Source organism: Arthrobacter sp. 05N425, assembly GCF_056397125.1.
The window spans coordinates 54,318-69,039 of the sequence record NZ_JBFTMU010000003.1 but is presented as its reverse complement, the minus strand read 5'-3'; the positions used below and the strand labels follow the sequence as shown (position 1 = coordinate 69,039).

Annotated in this window: 13 protein-coding genes; 2 read left to right on the top strand and 11 right to left on the bottom strand. The window is 71.2% G+C overall.

The genetic code is table 11. The annotated features are described in order from the left end of the window. Positions 1-64: 64 nt before the first annotated feature. A complete protein-coding gene (locus AC1DGE_RS05945) occupies positions 65-907 on the top strand; it encodes a MetQ/NlpA family ABC transporter substrate-binding protein (RefSeq protein WP_441417216.1) in 843 nt (280 codons plus the stop codon). Between the two features lie 130 nt (positions 908-1,037). On the opposite strand, the gene hemL is transcribed toward AC1DGE_RS05945, so the two are convergent. The 10 genes from hemL to hemE form a co-directional block, all read right to left on the bottom strand. Continuing rightward, entirely contained in the window at positions 1,038-2,369 is a 1,332-nt protein-coding gene (gene hemL / locus AC1DGE_RS05940) for a glutamate-1-semialdehyde 2,1-aminomutase (protein WP_476908535.1), read from the bottom strand. A 36-nt stretch (positions 2,370-2,405) separates the two neighbouring features. Further along, positions 2,406-3,527 carry an LLM class flavin-dependent oxidoreductase gene (locus AC1DGE_RS05935; RefSeq protein WP_476917075.1) on the bottom strand — a complete coding sequence of 374 codons (1,122 nt, stop codon included), beginning with the start codon at positions 3,525-3,527 and terminating at the stop codon, positions 2,406-2,408. After that, positions 3,524-4,507 carry a porphobilinogen synthase gene (gene hemB / locus AC1DGE_RS05930; RefSeq protein WP_476917074.1) on the bottom strand — a complete coding sequence of 328 codons (984 nt, stop codon included), beginning with the start codon at positions 4,505-4,507 and terminating at the stop codon, positions 3,524-3,526. Before hemB ends, AC1DGE_RS05935 begins: the two co-directional genes overlap by 4 nt. Beyond that, positions 4,504-5,424 (bottom strand): uroporphyrinogen-III synthase, encoded by a 921-nt coding sequence (locus AC1DGE_RS05925; RefSeq protein ID WP_476917073.1) that lies wholly within the window; start codon positions 5,422-5,424, stop codon positions 4,504-4,506. Before AC1DGE_RS05925 ends, hemB begins: the two co-directional genes overlap by 4 nt. Before the next feature lie 20 nt (positions 5,425-5,444). Continuing rightward, positions 5,445-6,443: a hydroxymethylbilane synthase gene (gene hemC, locus AC1DGE_RS05920; protein ID WP_476908531.1), complete on the bottom strand. Its 999-nt coding sequence runs from the start codon at positions 6,441-6,443 to the stop codon at positions 5,445-5,447. After that, positions 6,440-7,720: a ferrochelatase gene (locus AC1DGE_RS05915; RefSeq protein WP_476917072.1), complete on the bottom strand. Its 1,281-nt coding sequence runs from the start codon at positions 7,718-7,720 to the stop codon at positions 6,440-6,442. Before AC1DGE_RS05915 ends, hemC begins: the two co-directional genes overlap by 4 nt. Further along, positions 7,717-8,430, bottom strand: a complete 714-nt coding sequence (hemQ, locus tag AC1DGE_RS05910; protein WP_441417209.1) for a hydrogen peroxide-dependent heme synthase — start codon at positions 8,428-8,430, stop codon at positions 7,717-7,719. The genes AC1DGE_RS05915 and hemQ overlap by 4 nt, the downstream gene beginning before the upstream one ends. 99 nt (positions 8,431-8,529) lie before the next feature. Beyond that, on the bottom strand, positions 8,530-9,189 hold the full coding sequence (locus AC1DGE_RS05905) for a hypothetical protein (protein WP_476917071.1): 660 nt from the start codon (positions 9,187-9,189) through the stop codon (positions 8,530-8,532). 182 nt (positions 9,190-9,371) lie between these two features. After that, complete coding sequence (hemG, locus tag AC1DGE_RS05900; protein WP_476917070.1) at positions 9,372-10,889, bottom strand: protoporphyrinogen oxidase; 1,518 nt, start codon at positions 10,887-10,889, stop codon at positions 9,372-9,374. A gap of 5 nt (positions 10,890-10,894) precedes the next feature. After that, complete coding sequence (gene hemE, locus AC1DGE_RS05895; protein WP_476908527.1) at positions 10,895-12,058, bottom strand: uroporphyrinogen decarboxylase; 1,164 nt, start codon at positions 12,056-12,058, stop codon at positions 10,895-10,897. A 158-nt stretch (positions 12,059-12,216) separates the two neighbouring features. Here hemE and AC1DGE_RS05890 point away from each other — a divergent pair, with 158 nt between their 5' ends. Beyond that, a complete protein-coding gene (locus AC1DGE_RS05890) occupies positions 12,217-13,566 on the top strand; it encodes a glutamyl-tRNA reductase (protein ID WP_476908526.1) in 1,350 nt (449 codons plus the stop codon). Positions 13,567-13,641: 75 nt separating this feature from the next. Here the strand turns inward: AC1DGE_RS05890 and AC1DGE_RS05885 are convergent, their stop codons facing one another. Further along, complete coding sequence (locus AC1DGE_RS05885) at positions 13,642-14,655, bottom strand: SDR family NAD(P)-dependent oxidoreductase (protein WP_476908525.1); 1,014 nt, start codon at positions 14,653-14,655, stop codon at positions 13,642-13,644. Positions 14,656-14,722 lie beyond the last annotated feature (67 nt).

Genomic DNA, 14,722 nt, shown 5'->3' with positions numbered 1-14,722 from the left:
TGCATCTGCGCGGACCACGGCACCGCCGTCGTGTTTTCCGCCTATTTCGAAAGGAACGCATCCGATGCGTAAGTCACTCACCCTCTTGGCCACCGGCATTGTCACTGCCCTGGCGCTGACGGCTTGCGGTGGTTCTTCCACCCCCAGCGCCCAGGTCACGACCCTGGATCCGGCGAAGCCCGCCACCCTCAAGGTCGGCGCCAGCCCGGTCCCGCACGCCAAGATCCTCGAATTCATCAACCAGGAGCTCGCCCCCAAGGCCGGCCTCAAACTGGAGATCAAGGAGATCGAGGACTACCAGACGCCGAACACCGCGCTGAGCGACGGCTCCCTGGACGCCAACTTCTACCAGCACCTGCCCTGGTTCGAGGACCAGGTCAAGACCAAGGGCTACAAGTTCGGCCACGGCGCCGGCGTGCACATCGAGCCCTACGCCGCGTTCTCGGAAAAGGTCAAGGACATCAAGGACATCCAGGACGGAGCCAAGGTCGCCATCACGAACGACCCGTCCAACCAGGTCCGGGCCCTCAAGGTCCTCCAGGTCGCCGGTCTGGTCAAGGACATCAAGGACGACACCTCGGTACTGACGCTCAGCGACGAACAGAAYCCCAAGAAGCTGAAGTTCTCCGAGAACCAGCCGGAACTGCTGATCAACGACCTCAAGGACCCCTCGGTGGATCTGGCCCTGATCAACGGCAACTTCATCCTCAAGGCCGGGCTGAGCACCAAGAACGCACTCGCGGTGGAATCCGTGGACAACAACCCCTACGCCAACTTCCTGGCCTGGCGTGAGGACTCCAAGGACGACGTGCGCATCAAGAAGCTTGATGAGCTGCTGCACTCCCCCGAGGTCAAGGCCTTCATCGAGAAGGAATGGCCCAACGGCGACGTGACCCCGGCCTTCTAGGCCCGGACCAGCGTTAACAACTTTCGGCACCCGCTGCGGCGGGTGCCGAAAGTGTTTAAAGGGCGACGACGGCGACGGCCGCCGCCGGCTCGCTGGGCCTGCGCCCTGCTCCCAGGCTCGCGCCCTGCGCCTAGGCTCCCGCCGCCGCGGCGGCCCGGGCGGCAGCCGGCAGGGCCTCGAAGATCCGGTTCATCGCGGCGTCGTCGTGCGCGGCGGAGAGGAACCAGGCCTCGAACACCGACGGCGGCAGGTACACCCCGGAGTCCAGCATCGAGTGGAAGAACGGCGCGTAGCGGAAGACCTCCTGGCCCTGCGCGTCGTCGTAGTTATGGACGCCGCGGGCCGAGGTGCCGAAGGCCACCGAGAACAGGTTCCCGGCGCGCTGGATGGAGTGGTCCACCCCTGCCGCGTCCAGCGCCGAAGACAGGGCGCCGGAGAGTTCCAGCGAGCGGGCGTCGACGAACGAGTAGACCTCGGGGGTCGCGTGGGTGAGGGTGGCGACGCCGGCAGCCATCGCCACCGGGTTCCCCGAGAGGGTCCCGGCCTGGTAGACCGGGCCCACCGGGGCGAGGTAGTCCATGACCTCGGCGCGGCCGCCGAGGGCCGCCGTCGGCATGCCCCCGCCGATGACCTTGCCGAAGGTCAGTAGGTCCGGGGCCCAGGGCTCGGCGGCGTCGGCCGCCCCGCCGGTGAGTCCCCAGTAGCCGGAGTAGCCGGTGCGGAACCCGGTGAGGACCTCGTCGAGGATCAGCAGGGCGCCGTGTTCGCGGGTGATCCGGGCCAGGCCGGCGTTGAAGCCCTCGCCCGGGGTGACCACGCCCATGTTGGCCGGCGCGGCCTCGGTGATGACGGCCGCGATGCTGTCGCCGTGTTTGGCGAAGGCGGCTTCGACCGCGGCGAGGTCGTTGTAGGGCAGCACGAGGGTTTCGGCGGCCGTGGCGGCGGTGACGCCTGCCGAGCCGGGCAGCGCGAGTGTCGCGAGCCCGGAACCGGCGGCGGCGAGGAGGCCGTCGAGGTGGCCGTGGTAGCAGCCGGCGAACTTGATCACGAGGTTCCGGCCGGTGTAGCCGCGGGCCAGCCGGATCGCGGTCATGGTCGCCTCGGTGCCGGTGGAGACCATCCGGACGCGCTCGGCCGCCGGGACGCGCTCCTGGACGATTGCGGCGAGGTTGGCCTCGTCCGGGGTCGAGGCGCCGAAGGACAGTCCGCGGTCGACGGCGGCGTGCACGGCCGCGAGGACGGCCGGGTGGGCGTGGCCCAGCAGCGCCGGCCCCCAGGAGCAGACGAGGTCCACGTACTCGGCGCCGTCGGCGTCGGTGAGGTAGGGGCCCGTGGCGGAGACCATAAAGCGGGGTGTGCCGCCCACCGAGCCGAAGGCCCGGACCGGCGAGTTGACGCCGCCCGGCATCAGGCGGCGGGCGCGGTCGAAGAGTTCCTCGTTGCGAGGGTGGCTGGAAGTCATGGTTCCTATTCTCTCAGTGGTTCTCACAGGTCGCTCTCACAGGGCCCGGTCACTGGCAGGCACCCCGCCGCCCAGCTGGGTGGCCACACGCGGCGCCACTTCGGTGCCGAACAGCTCGATGGAGCGCATCATGGCGGTATGCGGGAGCGTGCCGTTGCTGTATTTGAGGTCGAAGCGGTCCACGCCCAGGTTCCGCTTGAGCAGGGCGATCTTCGCGGCCACCGTGTCCGGCGAGCCGACGTAGAGCGCACCCTCGGGGCTGCACAGGTGGTCGAATTCGTCGCGGCTGCCCGGACCCCAGCCGCGTTCGGCGCCGAGCTGGTTGCGCTGGCCCAGCCAGTGCGGGAAGAACTCCTCCCGCGCGTCCTCATCCGTGGCCGCCACGTGGCCGGGCGAATGCGTGGCCACCTGCTGCATCGGGTGGCCGTATTTGGCCATGGCCTCACGGTAGAGCCCGGCCAGCGGACCGAAGGACCGTGGCTGGCCGCCGATGATGGCGAAGATGATCGGGTAGCCGTATTCGGCGCAGCGCAGCACCGATTCCGGGGTGCCGCCGACGCCGATCCAGGCCGGCAGCAGGTGGTGTTCGAGCGGCGGGTAGACGCTGAGCCCGTTGATGGCCCGGCGCGTCCGGCCCTCCCATTTGATCGGTTTCTGGGCCCGGACCTTGTCGAAGAGCTCCAGCTTCTCCTCGAACAGGACCTCATAGTCGTCCAGGTCCAGTCCGAACAGCGGGAAGGACTCCACGAAGGAACCGCGGCCCAGCATGACCTCGGCCCGGCCGTTGGAGATGGCGTCCACGGTGGCGAAACGCTGGAATACCCGGATCGGGTCATCGGAGCTGAGAACGGTGACGGCGGAGCCGAGCCGGATCTTCTTGGTCCGGGCCGCGGCGGCGGCGAGAAAGACCTCGGGCGCGGAGACGGCGAAGTCGCGGCGGTGGTGCTCCCCCACCCCGAAGGCGTGCAGGCCCACCTGGTCCGCGAGTTCGGCCTGTTCCAGCAGTTGCCGCAGCACCTGGGCGTGCGGGACCGGGTGCCCGTCCGGGAACACCCCGACGTCGCCGAAGGTGTTCAGGCCGAGCAGGATCTTGTCCGGGCCGACCGGCGCGGTCGGGTTGGCTCCCGATGCCGGGTCCGGCGCTTCCGCGGGGCTCATCGGGTCTCCTTCAGCCAGCCGGCGAGTTCGCTGGCCCAGTAGGTCAGGACCATGTTGGCCCCGGCCCGTTTGATGCCGAGCACGGATTCGGTGATCGCGGCGCGGCGGTCGATCCAGCCGTTCGCGGCGGCGGCCTCGATCATCGAGTACTCGCCGGAGATCTGGTAGGCGGCCACGGGCACCGGGCTCATCGCGGCGACGTCGGCCAGGATGTCGAGGTAGCTCATGGCTGGTTTCACCATCACCATGTCGGCGCCCTCCTCGAGGTCCAGTTCCACTTCGAGGATCGCTTCGCGGCGGTTGGCGGCGTCCATCTGGTAAGTGCGCCGGTCCCCGGTGAGCTGCGAGTCGACGGCTTCGCGGAACGGGCCGTAGAAGGCGGAGGCGTACTTGGCGGCGTAGGCCACGACGGCGGTGTTGGCGTGTCCCGCCTCCTCCAAGGCCTGCCGGATCACGGCGATCTGGCCGTCCATCATGCCTGAGGGGCCGAGCGCGTGCGCGCCGGCCTCGGCCTGCGCCACGGCCATCTGCCCGTAGATCTCCAGGGTCGCGTCGTTGTCGACGTAGCCGTGCGCGTCCAGGACGCCGCAGTGGCCGTGGTCGGTGAATTCGTCGAGGCAGACGTCGCTCATGATGACCAGTTCGTCGCCGACCTCGGCCTTCACATCCCGGATGGCCTTGTTCAGCACGCCCTCGGGGTCCAGCGAGGCGGTGCCGCGGGCGTCCCGTTGGGCCGGAATGCCGAAGAGCATGATGCCGCCCACGCCCAGCTGCACGGCCTCGGCGGCGGCGCGCTTGAGCGAGTCGGTCGTGTGCTGCTGCACGCCGGGCATCGAGGCGATCGGGTTCGGCTCGGAGAGGCCCTCGCGGATGAAGGCCGGGAGGATGAGTTCGGCAGCCGAGAGGCGGTGTTCGGCCGTCAGCCGCCGCATCGCGGGGGTGGTGCGGAGCCGGCGGGGGCGGTGGGTCGGGAAGCTCATGTCTGGTCCTTCACGGTCTGCTCGGGGTCGGGATGGGGAGTGGGGGGCGCCGGATCCAGGGCCCGGATGACGGCGGCGACGAGTCCGGAGGCGGTGGGCTCCTCGGCAACGGCGGCGACCGGGAGTCCGAGGGCCAGGGCCTCGGCCGCCGTCGAGCGTCCGATCGCGACGAGCCGGCAGCCGCCCAGCGGCGACAGCCCGGTGTGGACGCGGCGGGCGGCGCTCGGTGAGGCCGCGACGACGGCGTGCAGCGTTCCGGCGTCGATCGCGGCTTTCGCGTCGGCCACGGTCAGGACCGCGGCGTCGTGCCCCTGGGGGTCGGGGGCGGCGGCCAGGCTGCGTCGCGGGTCCGCGGGGAAATCGACGGTCTGGTAGGCGGTGACGGCCTGGACCGAGGCGCCGCGGGCCTCCAGCCCCCGGCGGAGCCGCGGGTCGGCGATGTCGGCCTGCGGCAGCAGGACGCTGCCGTGGCCGCGGGGCCAGATGTCGAGCAATCCCGCGCCGGACTGCTGGCCGGCGGGCGCGAGGTCCACTGCGATGTCCAGGCCTTCAAGCATGCGGCGGGTGGCCGGGCCGACGGCGGCCACCTGCAGGCTGCCCGGAAGCCACGCGCTGAGGGCCGCACCGCGTTCGGCCGCCTTGGCTTCCAGGACCTGGACCGTGGTCACGCTGCTGACCACCAGCCATGAGTAGGCGCCGGCGCCGAGCGCGTCGAAGGCCACGTCCAGCGAGTGCTGGTCGGCGGCGCGCTCGAAGTCGATGAGCGGCAGCAGCAGCGGCTCGGCGCCGGTCTCGCGGAGCGCGGAGACCAAGGCACCGGCACGGTCCGGGTTGCGGGTGACCAGGACCCGGGCGCCCTCGAGCACCCGGGGCCCGGCGCCCCCGTCCGGCCGGCGGCTGGCGCTGCGGCGTCCCATCAGGTGAGAATCCGTCCGGCTCAGGAAGCGGCCAGGTCGGCGATGTCGGCAGCACCGGCCGCCAGCAGCGCCTCGGCCAGTTCGATTCCCAGCAGGGTGGCGCCGACCTCGGTCAGCCCGTCGGTGGCCTTCTTGTCCCGGACCGTCGCGGTGCCGTCCACGGCACAGACAACGGCCTCGAGGTGCAGCATGCTGCCCTTGCGGTAGGCGTAGGCGCCCACCGGCGCGGCGCAGCCGGCCTCCAGCCGGGCCAGCAGCGCGCGTTCGGCGGTGACGGCCAGCCGGGTGTCCGGGTCGTCCAGGGCTGCGAGGGCCTGGGCGAGCACGCCCTGGGAGCCCTCGGTGGACCCGGCCTTGCGCGGCGCGTCGGAGCTGCGGCATTCGATCGCGAGCGAACCCTGGCCGGCGGCCGGGAGCATCACCTCGGTGTCGAGGTATTCGCTGACCGCGTCCAGCCGGCCGATCCGGTGCAGGCCGGCAGCGGCGAGCACGACGGCGTCGAGGTCGCCGGACTTGCCTTCGACGACGGCGCCTGTGTTGTTGCCCGGCAGGCCCGGCACGCGGCCCAGGCGGGTGTCCACGTTGCCGCGGATGTCCCGGATGTCCAGGTCCGGCCGTGCGGCGCGCAACTGGGCGGCCCGGCGCGGGGAGCCGGTGCCGACGGTGGCGCCGGCCGGCAGCTGGGCCAGCGTGAGCCCGTCCCGGGCGCAGAGCACGTCCCGGACGTCCACGCGCTTGGGCGTAGCCGCGAGGGTCAGGCCCAGGGCAGCGCCGGTGGGCAGGTCCTTGAGCGAATGGACCGCGACGTCGCACGCGTCCCGCAGCAGGGCGTCGCGCAGCGCCGCCACGAACACGCCGGTGCCGCCCATTTGGGACAGCGGGCCGGTCAGGACGTCGCCGTCGGTGCGGATGTGGACGAGTTCCACCGGAAACCCTCCGACGGCGGCCAGCTGGTCCGCAGTCTGCTGGGTCTGGGTGAGGGCAAGTTTGCTGGCCCGGGTGCCGATCCGTACGGTCACGGCGTGGCCTGGCCTGCTGCCGGGACCGCCTCATTCGCAGCCGCGGATGCCCCTGCCGGGTAGGGATCATGCCCTGTCCCGACGGTGGTGTCCGCGCCCGCGATGGTGGGCTTTTCGCCGCGGAAGTTGGCGCAGCAGCCGGGGCGGCAGACGTCGTACCAGGGGCCGAGCTTGGTCAGGTGCGGCCGGTCGGCGATGTTGTGTGCCGCCGTCCGCTCGCTGATCAGGTCCACGATCCCGGCAACGAATTTGCGGTGCGTCCCGGGCGTCGGAACGCGGGTGGCCGCGAGGCCCAGCTTGCCGCAGGTTTCCAGGGCCTCGGTGTCGAGGTCCCAGACGACTTCCATGTGGTCGCTGACGAAGCCCAGCGGCACGATCACGACGCCCTTGACGCCCTGGCCGGCGAGTTCCTCGATGGCGTCGTTGATGTCGGGTTCGAGCCACGGCACGTGCGGGGCCCCGGACCGGGACTGGTACACGAGGGACCAGGGGGCGGTCAGGCCGGTTTCGGCTTCGACCCGGCGGATGACCTCGGTGCCGGTGGCCAGGTGCTGGGCCACATAGGCGGAGTCCTGTTCGAAGTGGCGCGGCTCGCCCTCGGAGCGGCCTGCGGCTTCGGCGTCGCGGGTCGGAATCGAATGGGTCGCGAAGAGGATGTGCACCGGCGCGTCAGGGGTGCCGGCCGCGGCCAGCTGGGCGCGGACGTCGGCGAGGCCGGCGGCGGTGCCCTCGACGAAAGGCTCCACGAAGCCCGGGTGGTCGAAGTACTGGCGCACCTTGTCCACCTCGAGCTTGCCGTCCAGCCCGGTCTCGGTGAGCGCCATGCCGATGTCTTCGCGGTACTGCCGGCAGCTGGAGTAGCAGGAGTAGGCGCTGGTGGTGATCATCAGGACCTTGCGGTGCCCGGCGTCGTAGATCTCCTGCAGGGTCTGCGGGATGTAGGGATCCCAGTTGCGGTTGCCCCAGAAGACCGGCAGGCCGATGCCCCGGGTGGCGAGCTCCTTCTCCATGGCGGCCTTGAGCTCGCGGTTCTGCTGGTTGATCGGGCTGATGCCGCCGTTGGCGCGGTAGTGGTGCGAGACCTCTTCGAGCCGTTCGTCCGGGATGCCGCGGCCGCGGGTCACGTTGCGCAGGAACGGGATGACGTCTTCCTGGCCTTCGGGACCGCCGAAGGAGGCCAGCAGCACGGCGTCGTAGTCCTTGGGGGCCATCCGGCCGGCCTCGGTGACGGGATTCACGGCGGTGGCCGTGGGATCCTGCGGATCGAGCGGGCTCATGCGAGGACCTCGGCAATCTCGACGGCGCTGACGCGGCGGCCGGTGTAGAACGGGACTTCTTCGCGAACATGGTGGCGGGCTTCGGTGGAGCGCAGGTGGCGCATCAGGTCCACGAGGTCCACCAGCTCCGGGGCTTCGAGGCCCAGGATCCACTCCCAGTCGCCCAGGGCGAAGGAGGAAACGGTGTTGGAGATGACCTGCGGGAAGTCCCGGCCCAGCAGGCCGTGGTCCCGCAGCATCGCGCCGCGCTCGGCGTCCGGGAGCAGGTACCACTCGTAGGAGCGCACGAAGGGGTAGACGCAGAGCCATTCGGCCGGTTCCACGCCGCGGGAGAAGGCCGGCGTGTGGTTCTTGGCGAACTCGGCCTCGCGGTGGACGCCCATCGCGGACCAGGCGATCTCAGTCCCCGTGAAGAGCTTGCTGCGCCGGATGTCGCGCACGGCGCGCTGCAGCGCTTCGGCCCGGGGGCCGTGCAGCCAGATCATGATGTCGGCGTCGGCCCGCATCGCGGACACGTCGTAGCTGCCGCGGTGGACGACGCCGTCCTCGGCCAGCCGTTCGATGAGTGCGTCGAAGTCCTCAGCCGCGTCGCCGCTGCGCAGGACATCGGCGGAGCGCTTGAAAACCGTCCAGAGCGTGAAGAACTGCTCGGTCGATTCCTCGGCTGCTGTTCCGGTTTTAGTGACAGATTCGGCAGAAGTGTGGCTCATGGATACCAGTCTGCCCCCTCCCCCGAGCTAAGTCGAAATAGAGCACTTCTACAACGCGTAGAAGTGCTCAATTTCACAGCCGGGTGGTTCGGACGTCCCTTAGATCTTGCGCATCCGTAGGGCCACGACGCCTGCTCCCAGCGACACCGCGAGCAGGCAGATCCCCCAGCCGACCAGGGCGGAGGGGGACGGTTCAACGGAGGAGGCAGCCTGCATCTTGTCGCCGGACCCGGGCGCGGCGGTGGGAGCCTGCTTGGCGGCGGACATCGTGGTGGCGGACCTGGGCGGGCCGCTCGGCGTTGCCGCCGGCGTTCCGGTTGCCGCCGGCGTACCAGCCGCAACACCGGGAGCGGCACCGGCGGGAGTGTCGTTCGCTGGCGCCTGGACCGGGGCCGGGGCTTGCTGGGTTCCGGAGGGCTGGCCGGCCGCCGGCTGCGGGGCTGCGGGCACCGGTGGCGGAACCGAGGTTCCCGGCGCCGTGGCCCGCTCGGAGGCCTGCCGGGAAGCCCGCTGCTCCGGCGTCTCGGTCGGATCCGGTGCGGTCCACGTCGGCGGGGCCGTGCTTTCGGTGGGGTCCGGGCTGCCGGAGTCGGAGGTCGGCGAGGGCGACGGCGTCGGGGATTCCACCAGGCCGCCGATCAGGTCGTCGATGCCGACGGAAATCGAGGCTGACGGGCCGTCCGGGCTGGGCGTCGGGGTGGCCGCCTGGGTGGCAGGAACCCCTGCGGTGAGAGCCAGTACCGCTCCGAGTGCTGCCACGGCCGTGCCGCGTCGGAGTCCCCCATGGTGACCGGCCGGCGTTTCTGGAACTTCGGACCTGTGCATAACCATGGTCATCGACCCTAGCCGGAGAACGCCGGCGTGGAAAATTTGCCCAAACGCCTACTTTCCGGCTATCGGGCACCGTGCCGTGGCCCCCCCATCAAGCCCCGGGGCAGGCTTCAGGGAAGCAGGGCGGCCAMCTGTTTGGGGGTGTCGGCGACGATGGCGGCGAGGCCGTTTCCGGACAGCCAGCCCCCGACGACGGCGAGGCCACCTTCCGCCGCGCAAAGCTGCCGAACCTGCTCGACCCGCCGCTTGTGGCCGAGTGCCGCGAAGGGCAGCGCGCCGGACCATCGCACCACGTCCCAGCCGACGACGTCGGTCCGGGCCAGCGGGACGGCGAGCAGCGCGGCGGCGTCCTGCAGCGCGTCGTCGAACAACTCCTCGTCGCTCCGGGGCTCCGGGGCCGCCGCGGCGTCCGGCAGGTTCGCGCCGCGTCCGTAGGAGAGCCGGAGGACGTGCCGGCCGGGCGCCGTCCGTTCGGCCAGCCAGGCCCACTTGGCGGTCGCGTGGGTGAGTGCCTTCGCGCGGATGCCGGGGCTTTGCGGGGCCACGAGCACTCCGGTGCCCCGCGGTGCCGCGTCGAGGGCGGGACTGTCCAGCACCAGCGTCACGAGCCGCACATCGGGTCCCGCGTCCGGACGGAGGGCCGCCAATGCCGGCAGCGTGCCGGCGAGCAGCGAGACCGCCGCCGGGCCCTCAACCGCCACGATTAGCCGCCCGGCGTCGAAGGTGGCCTGGCCCGCGGTGGCCCGCCAGCCGCCCGGGATGCGCTGCACCGCGCCTACCCGGGTGCCGCTGAGCAGGGCCACGTCCAGCCCGCGCAGCTCGGTGAGGAGGGCAGTGACGAGGGTGTGCATCCCGCCGCGGAGGCCGGCCACGGCGGAGCCCGCCTTCTGCAGCCCAGGCTGCTGGGCACCGGGCGCGGGAGCGCTGGACCCCGGCGCGCCCGGCCGGGGTCCAGCCCCCCGGCGCTGCGCGGCCACGGCGGCGGCGAGGGAGCCGTGCGTGCGGATTCCGGCGCGCAATCCGGGCGCCACCATGTCCACGTCAAGCAGGGCCGGGTCGGCCGAGTGCACGCCGCCGACCACCGGCGCCACCAGCCGCTCCAGTACGCGTCGGCCCATCCGGGCGCGGACCAGGGCCGCCACGCTTGTGGCCTCGGCAGCGGTCCCCATGGAAGCCGGCAGCAGTGCGTCGAGCGAGGCGCGCAGGGATCCGAGCAGGCCAAGGGAACGCCGGACTTCGGGGTCCCAGGGGTTGGCGGGAATGCCCAGCACCCCGGTCTTCGGCAATTCCCGCGGACCCTCCGGCAGTTGGACCCAGGCGCCGCCGGGGTTGGGCGGAACGATCTGCGCGCCGAGGCCGAGCTCTTCGGCCAGGCTGGCCACCGCGGCGGACCGGGTGGCGAAGGATTCGGCGCCGCTGTCCAGGGTCAGGCCGGCCACCACATGGCTGCCCACGCAGCCGCCCCAGTCGCCCGATGCTTCCAGCACCGTGGTCCGGACGCCAGCCCGCGCCAGCTCCCGGGCGGCGAGCAGGCCGGAGATGCCGCCGCCCACCACCACGGCCGTCGGCGCGGGAGCAGCACTGGTGTTGGAGCCGGGGTTGGTGTCAGTGGCGGCGTCGGTGGCCATCGGGGTTACTCCGGGGCGATCGAGTGGATCAGTTCGACCACGCGGGTCAGCACCGCCGCGTCCGTCTCCGGAGGCACGCCGTGGCCCAGATTCAGGACGTGGCCCGGGGCCGAGGCGCCGGCTTTGATGACGTCGCGGACATGGGCCTCGAGGATTTCCCATGGTGCGGAGAGCAGTGCCGGGTCGATGTTTCCCTGCAGCGGCACGGTCCCGCCGAGCCGGCGGTTGGCCTCGTCCAGCGGCAGCCGGTAGTCGACGCCGACGACGTCCACGCCGACGTCGCGCATTGCCACCAGCAGCTCCGAGGTGCCGGTGCCGAAGTGGATCAGGGGTGCTCCGAGGTGCCGGACGTGATCCAGGGCGCGGGCGGACGCCGGAGCCACGAACCGCGTGTAGTCGGCCAGGCCCAGGGAGCCGGCCCAGGAGTCGAAGAGCTGCCCGGCGGAGGCGCCGGCCTCCAGCTGCGCGCGCAGGAACATGCCGGAGGCGTCGGCCGCCCAGTTGGCCAGCGCCGTCCAGGTCTCCGGATCCGCGTGCATCATGGTGCGCGGGCCGAGGTGGTCGCGGGACGGCTTGCCCTCCACCATGTACGCCGCCAGGGTGAAGGGGGCGCCGGCGAAACCGATCAGCGGGGTGCTGCCGAGTTCGGCCACGGTGAGCCGCACGGCCTCGCGGATCGGCTCCAGGGCCTCCCAGCTCAGCTGGGGCAGCGCGGCAACGTCCGCGGCGGTGCGCACGGGCTTGTCCAGCACCGGGCCGACGCCGGGGACGATGTCGACGCCGACGCCGGCCAGCTTGAGCGGGATGACGATGTCGGAGAAGAAGATCGCCGCGTCGACGTCGTGCCGGCGCACGGGCTGGAGGGTGATCTCGGAGGCGAGATCGGGGCGCAGGCAGGAATCCAGCATGGCCACGCCTTCGCGTACCTTGAGGTACTCGGGCAGCGACCGGCCGGCCTGGCGCATGAACCAGACGGGGCGCCGGGAGGGCTTGCCGCCGCGGTAGGCGGTGATCAGCGGCGAGTCGGCGGTACGGCCGTCCATCAGGGGGTGGCCGGCGTCGAGACTGTTGTGTGCCGTGCCGGAGTTTGCCATGTCGGAGTGTGCCGTGCCGGAGTCTGCCGTGCCGTCGATTGCAGTGCCGTTCGTGGCCGCAGCGCTAAGAGTCATGCCTTTGATTGTGCCGAAAATCGGCTCCAAAAGATAACGACAACCTGTCAGGGCAGCCGCTGCGGGCGCCGCCGTGGCGGGAATCACAACCCCGGGTGGGCAGTCCCACGCCCGGTAGTTGTTCTACACGGACGCGAAAAAGCTATGATTGTCGTGCTGTGGTTCTTTTCTCATTGGTGGCTACACACGCCGACATCGATCTGGAGACCGTTGCTCAACTGAGCACCGGCGCTTCCGGGCTTGCCACATCCGCCCTCGCCGGATCGCCGGCCGTGGCGGGTGCCGTTGTCCTTGCCACCTGCAACCGCTTCGAAATCTACGGCGAAGCGCCGCACCCGGACGACGTCGAGGCGGCCCGCGCCGCGCTGGTCTCCGAGATCAGCGGTGCCAGCGGACTCAACGAACAGCTCGTCTCCCGGTCCTTTAATACCCGCACCGGCCCGGACGTCAGCCGCCACCTGTTCGCGGTCAGTTCCGGACTGGATTCCGCCGTCGTCGGGGAACGGGAGATCGCAGGCCAGGTCCGGCGCGCCCTGATCACCGCGCAGCACGAAGGCACCGCGAGCTCCGGTCTCGTGCGGCTGTTCCAGGCCGCTTCCAAGACCGCCAAGGACGTCGGTGCGCAGACGGCCCTCGGCTCGCGCGGACTGTCGATCGTCTCCGTCGCCCTGGACCTCGCGACCGACCTCTCCGAGAACCCCGACTGGTCCACCAAGAAGGCCGTCGTCTTCGGCACCGGCGCCTACGCGGGCGCAACCATGTCCCTGCTCCGCGAACGCGGCTGCACTGACATCTCCGTCTTCTCCTCCTCCGGCCGCGCCGCCGGCTTCGTCGCCACCCGCGGCGGCACCGCCCTGGACAGCGCTTCCCTGCCGGACGCAGTCGCGGCCGCCGACGTGATGATCGGCTGCAGCGGCTCCGACAACCGCGTCGAGGCCCCCGAACTGGCCCGGATCCGCTCGGCGTCGCCGCAGCCGCTGATCGCGATCGATCTGGCCCTCACCCACGATTTCGACCCCGCCGTCGCCGAACTCGACGGCGTCGAGCTGCTCACGCTTGAGTCCGTCCGGCTGGCCGCCCCGCAGGAGCAGGCGGAGTCCCTGAACCAGGCCAGCGGCATCGTCGACGGCGCCGCCACCGCCTTTGAGCAGGAGCGCGAGGCGCGCTCGGTTGATTCGGCCATCGTCGCCCTGCGCCGCCACACGATGGACGTGCTCGACGCCGAAATGGAAAAGGTGCGCGCCCGCCACGGCTGCACCGCCGCGGCCGAGGAAGTCGAGTTTGCCCTGCGCCGGATGGTCAAGCAGCTGTTGCACGTGCCCACCGTCCGTGCCCGGGAACTCGCTGCGAACGGCCAGCAGGACGACTATGTGGCCGGCCTCGAGGCCGTCTACGGCATCACGGTTGAACAGCATACGGCACGGCGCCCCGCTTCCGGCACCGAGGCCGAGTGCCCGGTCGACCACAGCGCGTTTCCCGCCGCCGACGGCCAGCGGGAAACGGCCTAACAACCTTCAGCCCCTTGCCCGGCGGTATTTCCGTCCGGCCGCCAGTCCGGTCAGTCCGGCCGGCCAGTCAGGCGCTTAGTCCGATTGCGCGGCGAAGGCGTTGACGCCCGTCAGCTCGGCGGACAGCTGCCACAGCCTCTCGGCGTCCGCCCGGTCCACGGCGTGGGCGTCGACTCCCCTGACCCGTGCTTCCGGGGTTCCCGGCACCGTCGGCTCGGCAATGTCGCAGTCCTCGCAGTAGACGCCGCCCTTGCCGGCAAGCAGCGGCGAGGTGGCCGCCCAGACCGAGGTCGCGGCCCCCTGGGCGGGCGTCTTGAACCGTTCGTTGAGGTTGCCCTCCGCGTCCATCCAGCCCGAGGCGATCATCTCTTCCCGGGGCAGGTGCCGCTGCAACTCGGTCATGATGCCTCCCGGGTGCACGGCGAAGGCCCTGACGCCGGCATGTTTCCCGAGCGCGTCCAGCTGCACCGCGAACAGCGCATTCGCGGTCTTCGCCTGACCGTAGGCCTTCCACTTGTCGTAGCCTGAGTCGAAATTGATGTCATCGAACCGGATGGGCGACAGCTTGTGGCCGGTGGAGGACAGTGCCACCACCCGCGCCCCCTCCCCCGCGGAGAGCGCGGGCCAAAGCAGGTTGGTGAGCGCGAAGTGGCCCAGGTGGTTCGTGGCGAACTGGGATTCCCACCCCGGGCCGACGCGCTGCTCCGGGCTGGCCATGATGGCGGCGTTGTTGATCAGGATGTCCAGGCTGCCGCCGTCGCCGAGGAAATCGGAGGCAAGGAAACCGGCCGCGAACTCCCTCACGCTGGACAGTTCGGCCAGGTCCAGCCCGGCCACGCGGACGCTGTCGAGGCCGGCCTCGGCCAGGACCTTGCGGGCATGGTCGGGGCGCCGCGCCGGAACCATCACCCGGGCCCCGGCGGACGATAGCGCCCGCACCGTCTCCAGGCCGAGCCCGGAATAGCCGCCGGTGACGACGGCGGTCTTCCCGCTCAGGTCCACGCCCGCAATCACCTCCGTCGCCGTCGAACGCGGGCCGAAACCCGAGCCGATCTTGTGCTGCGGGGTCAGGCTGGTGTCTTCGCTCATGGCAGTGCCTCTCGGGTAGGGGCCCGGCGGTCCGGGGACAAGGTGCTCAGGGCAAGGCGTTCAGGGC

Coding starts and splice junctions, on each gene's coding strand:
- hemL (WP_476908535.1), bottom strand. CDS start 2,369: ATGACTTCCAGCCACCCTCGCAACGAGGAACTCTTCGACCGCGCCCGC.
- AC1DGE_RS05935 (WP_476917075.1), bottom strand. CDS start 3,527: ATGAGCCCCGCGGAAGCGCCGGACCCGGCATCGGGAGCCAACCCGACC.
- hemB (WP_476917074.1), bottom strand. CDS start 4,507: ATGAGCTTCCCGACCCACCGCCCCCGCCGGCTCCGCACCACCCCCGCG.
- AC1DGE_RS05925 (WP_476917073.1), bottom strand. CDS start 5,424: ATGGGACGCCGCAGCGCCAGCCGCCGGCCGGACGGGGGCGCCGGGCCC.
- AC1DGE_RS05915 (WP_476917072.1), bottom strand. CDS start 7,720: ATGAGCCCGCTCGATCCGCAGGATCCCACGGCCACCGCCGTGAATCCC.
- hemQ (WP_441417209.1), bottom strand. CDS start 8,430: ATGAGCCACACTTCTGCCGAATCTGTCACTAAAACCGGAACAGCAGCC.
- hemE (WP_476908527.1), bottom strand. CDS start 12,058: ATGACTCTTAGCGCTGCGGCCACGAACGGCACTGCAATCGACGGCACG.
- AC1DGE_RS05885 (WP_476908525.1), bottom strand. CDS start 14,655: ATGAGCGAAGACACCAGCCTGACCCCGCAGCACAAGATCGGCTCGGGT.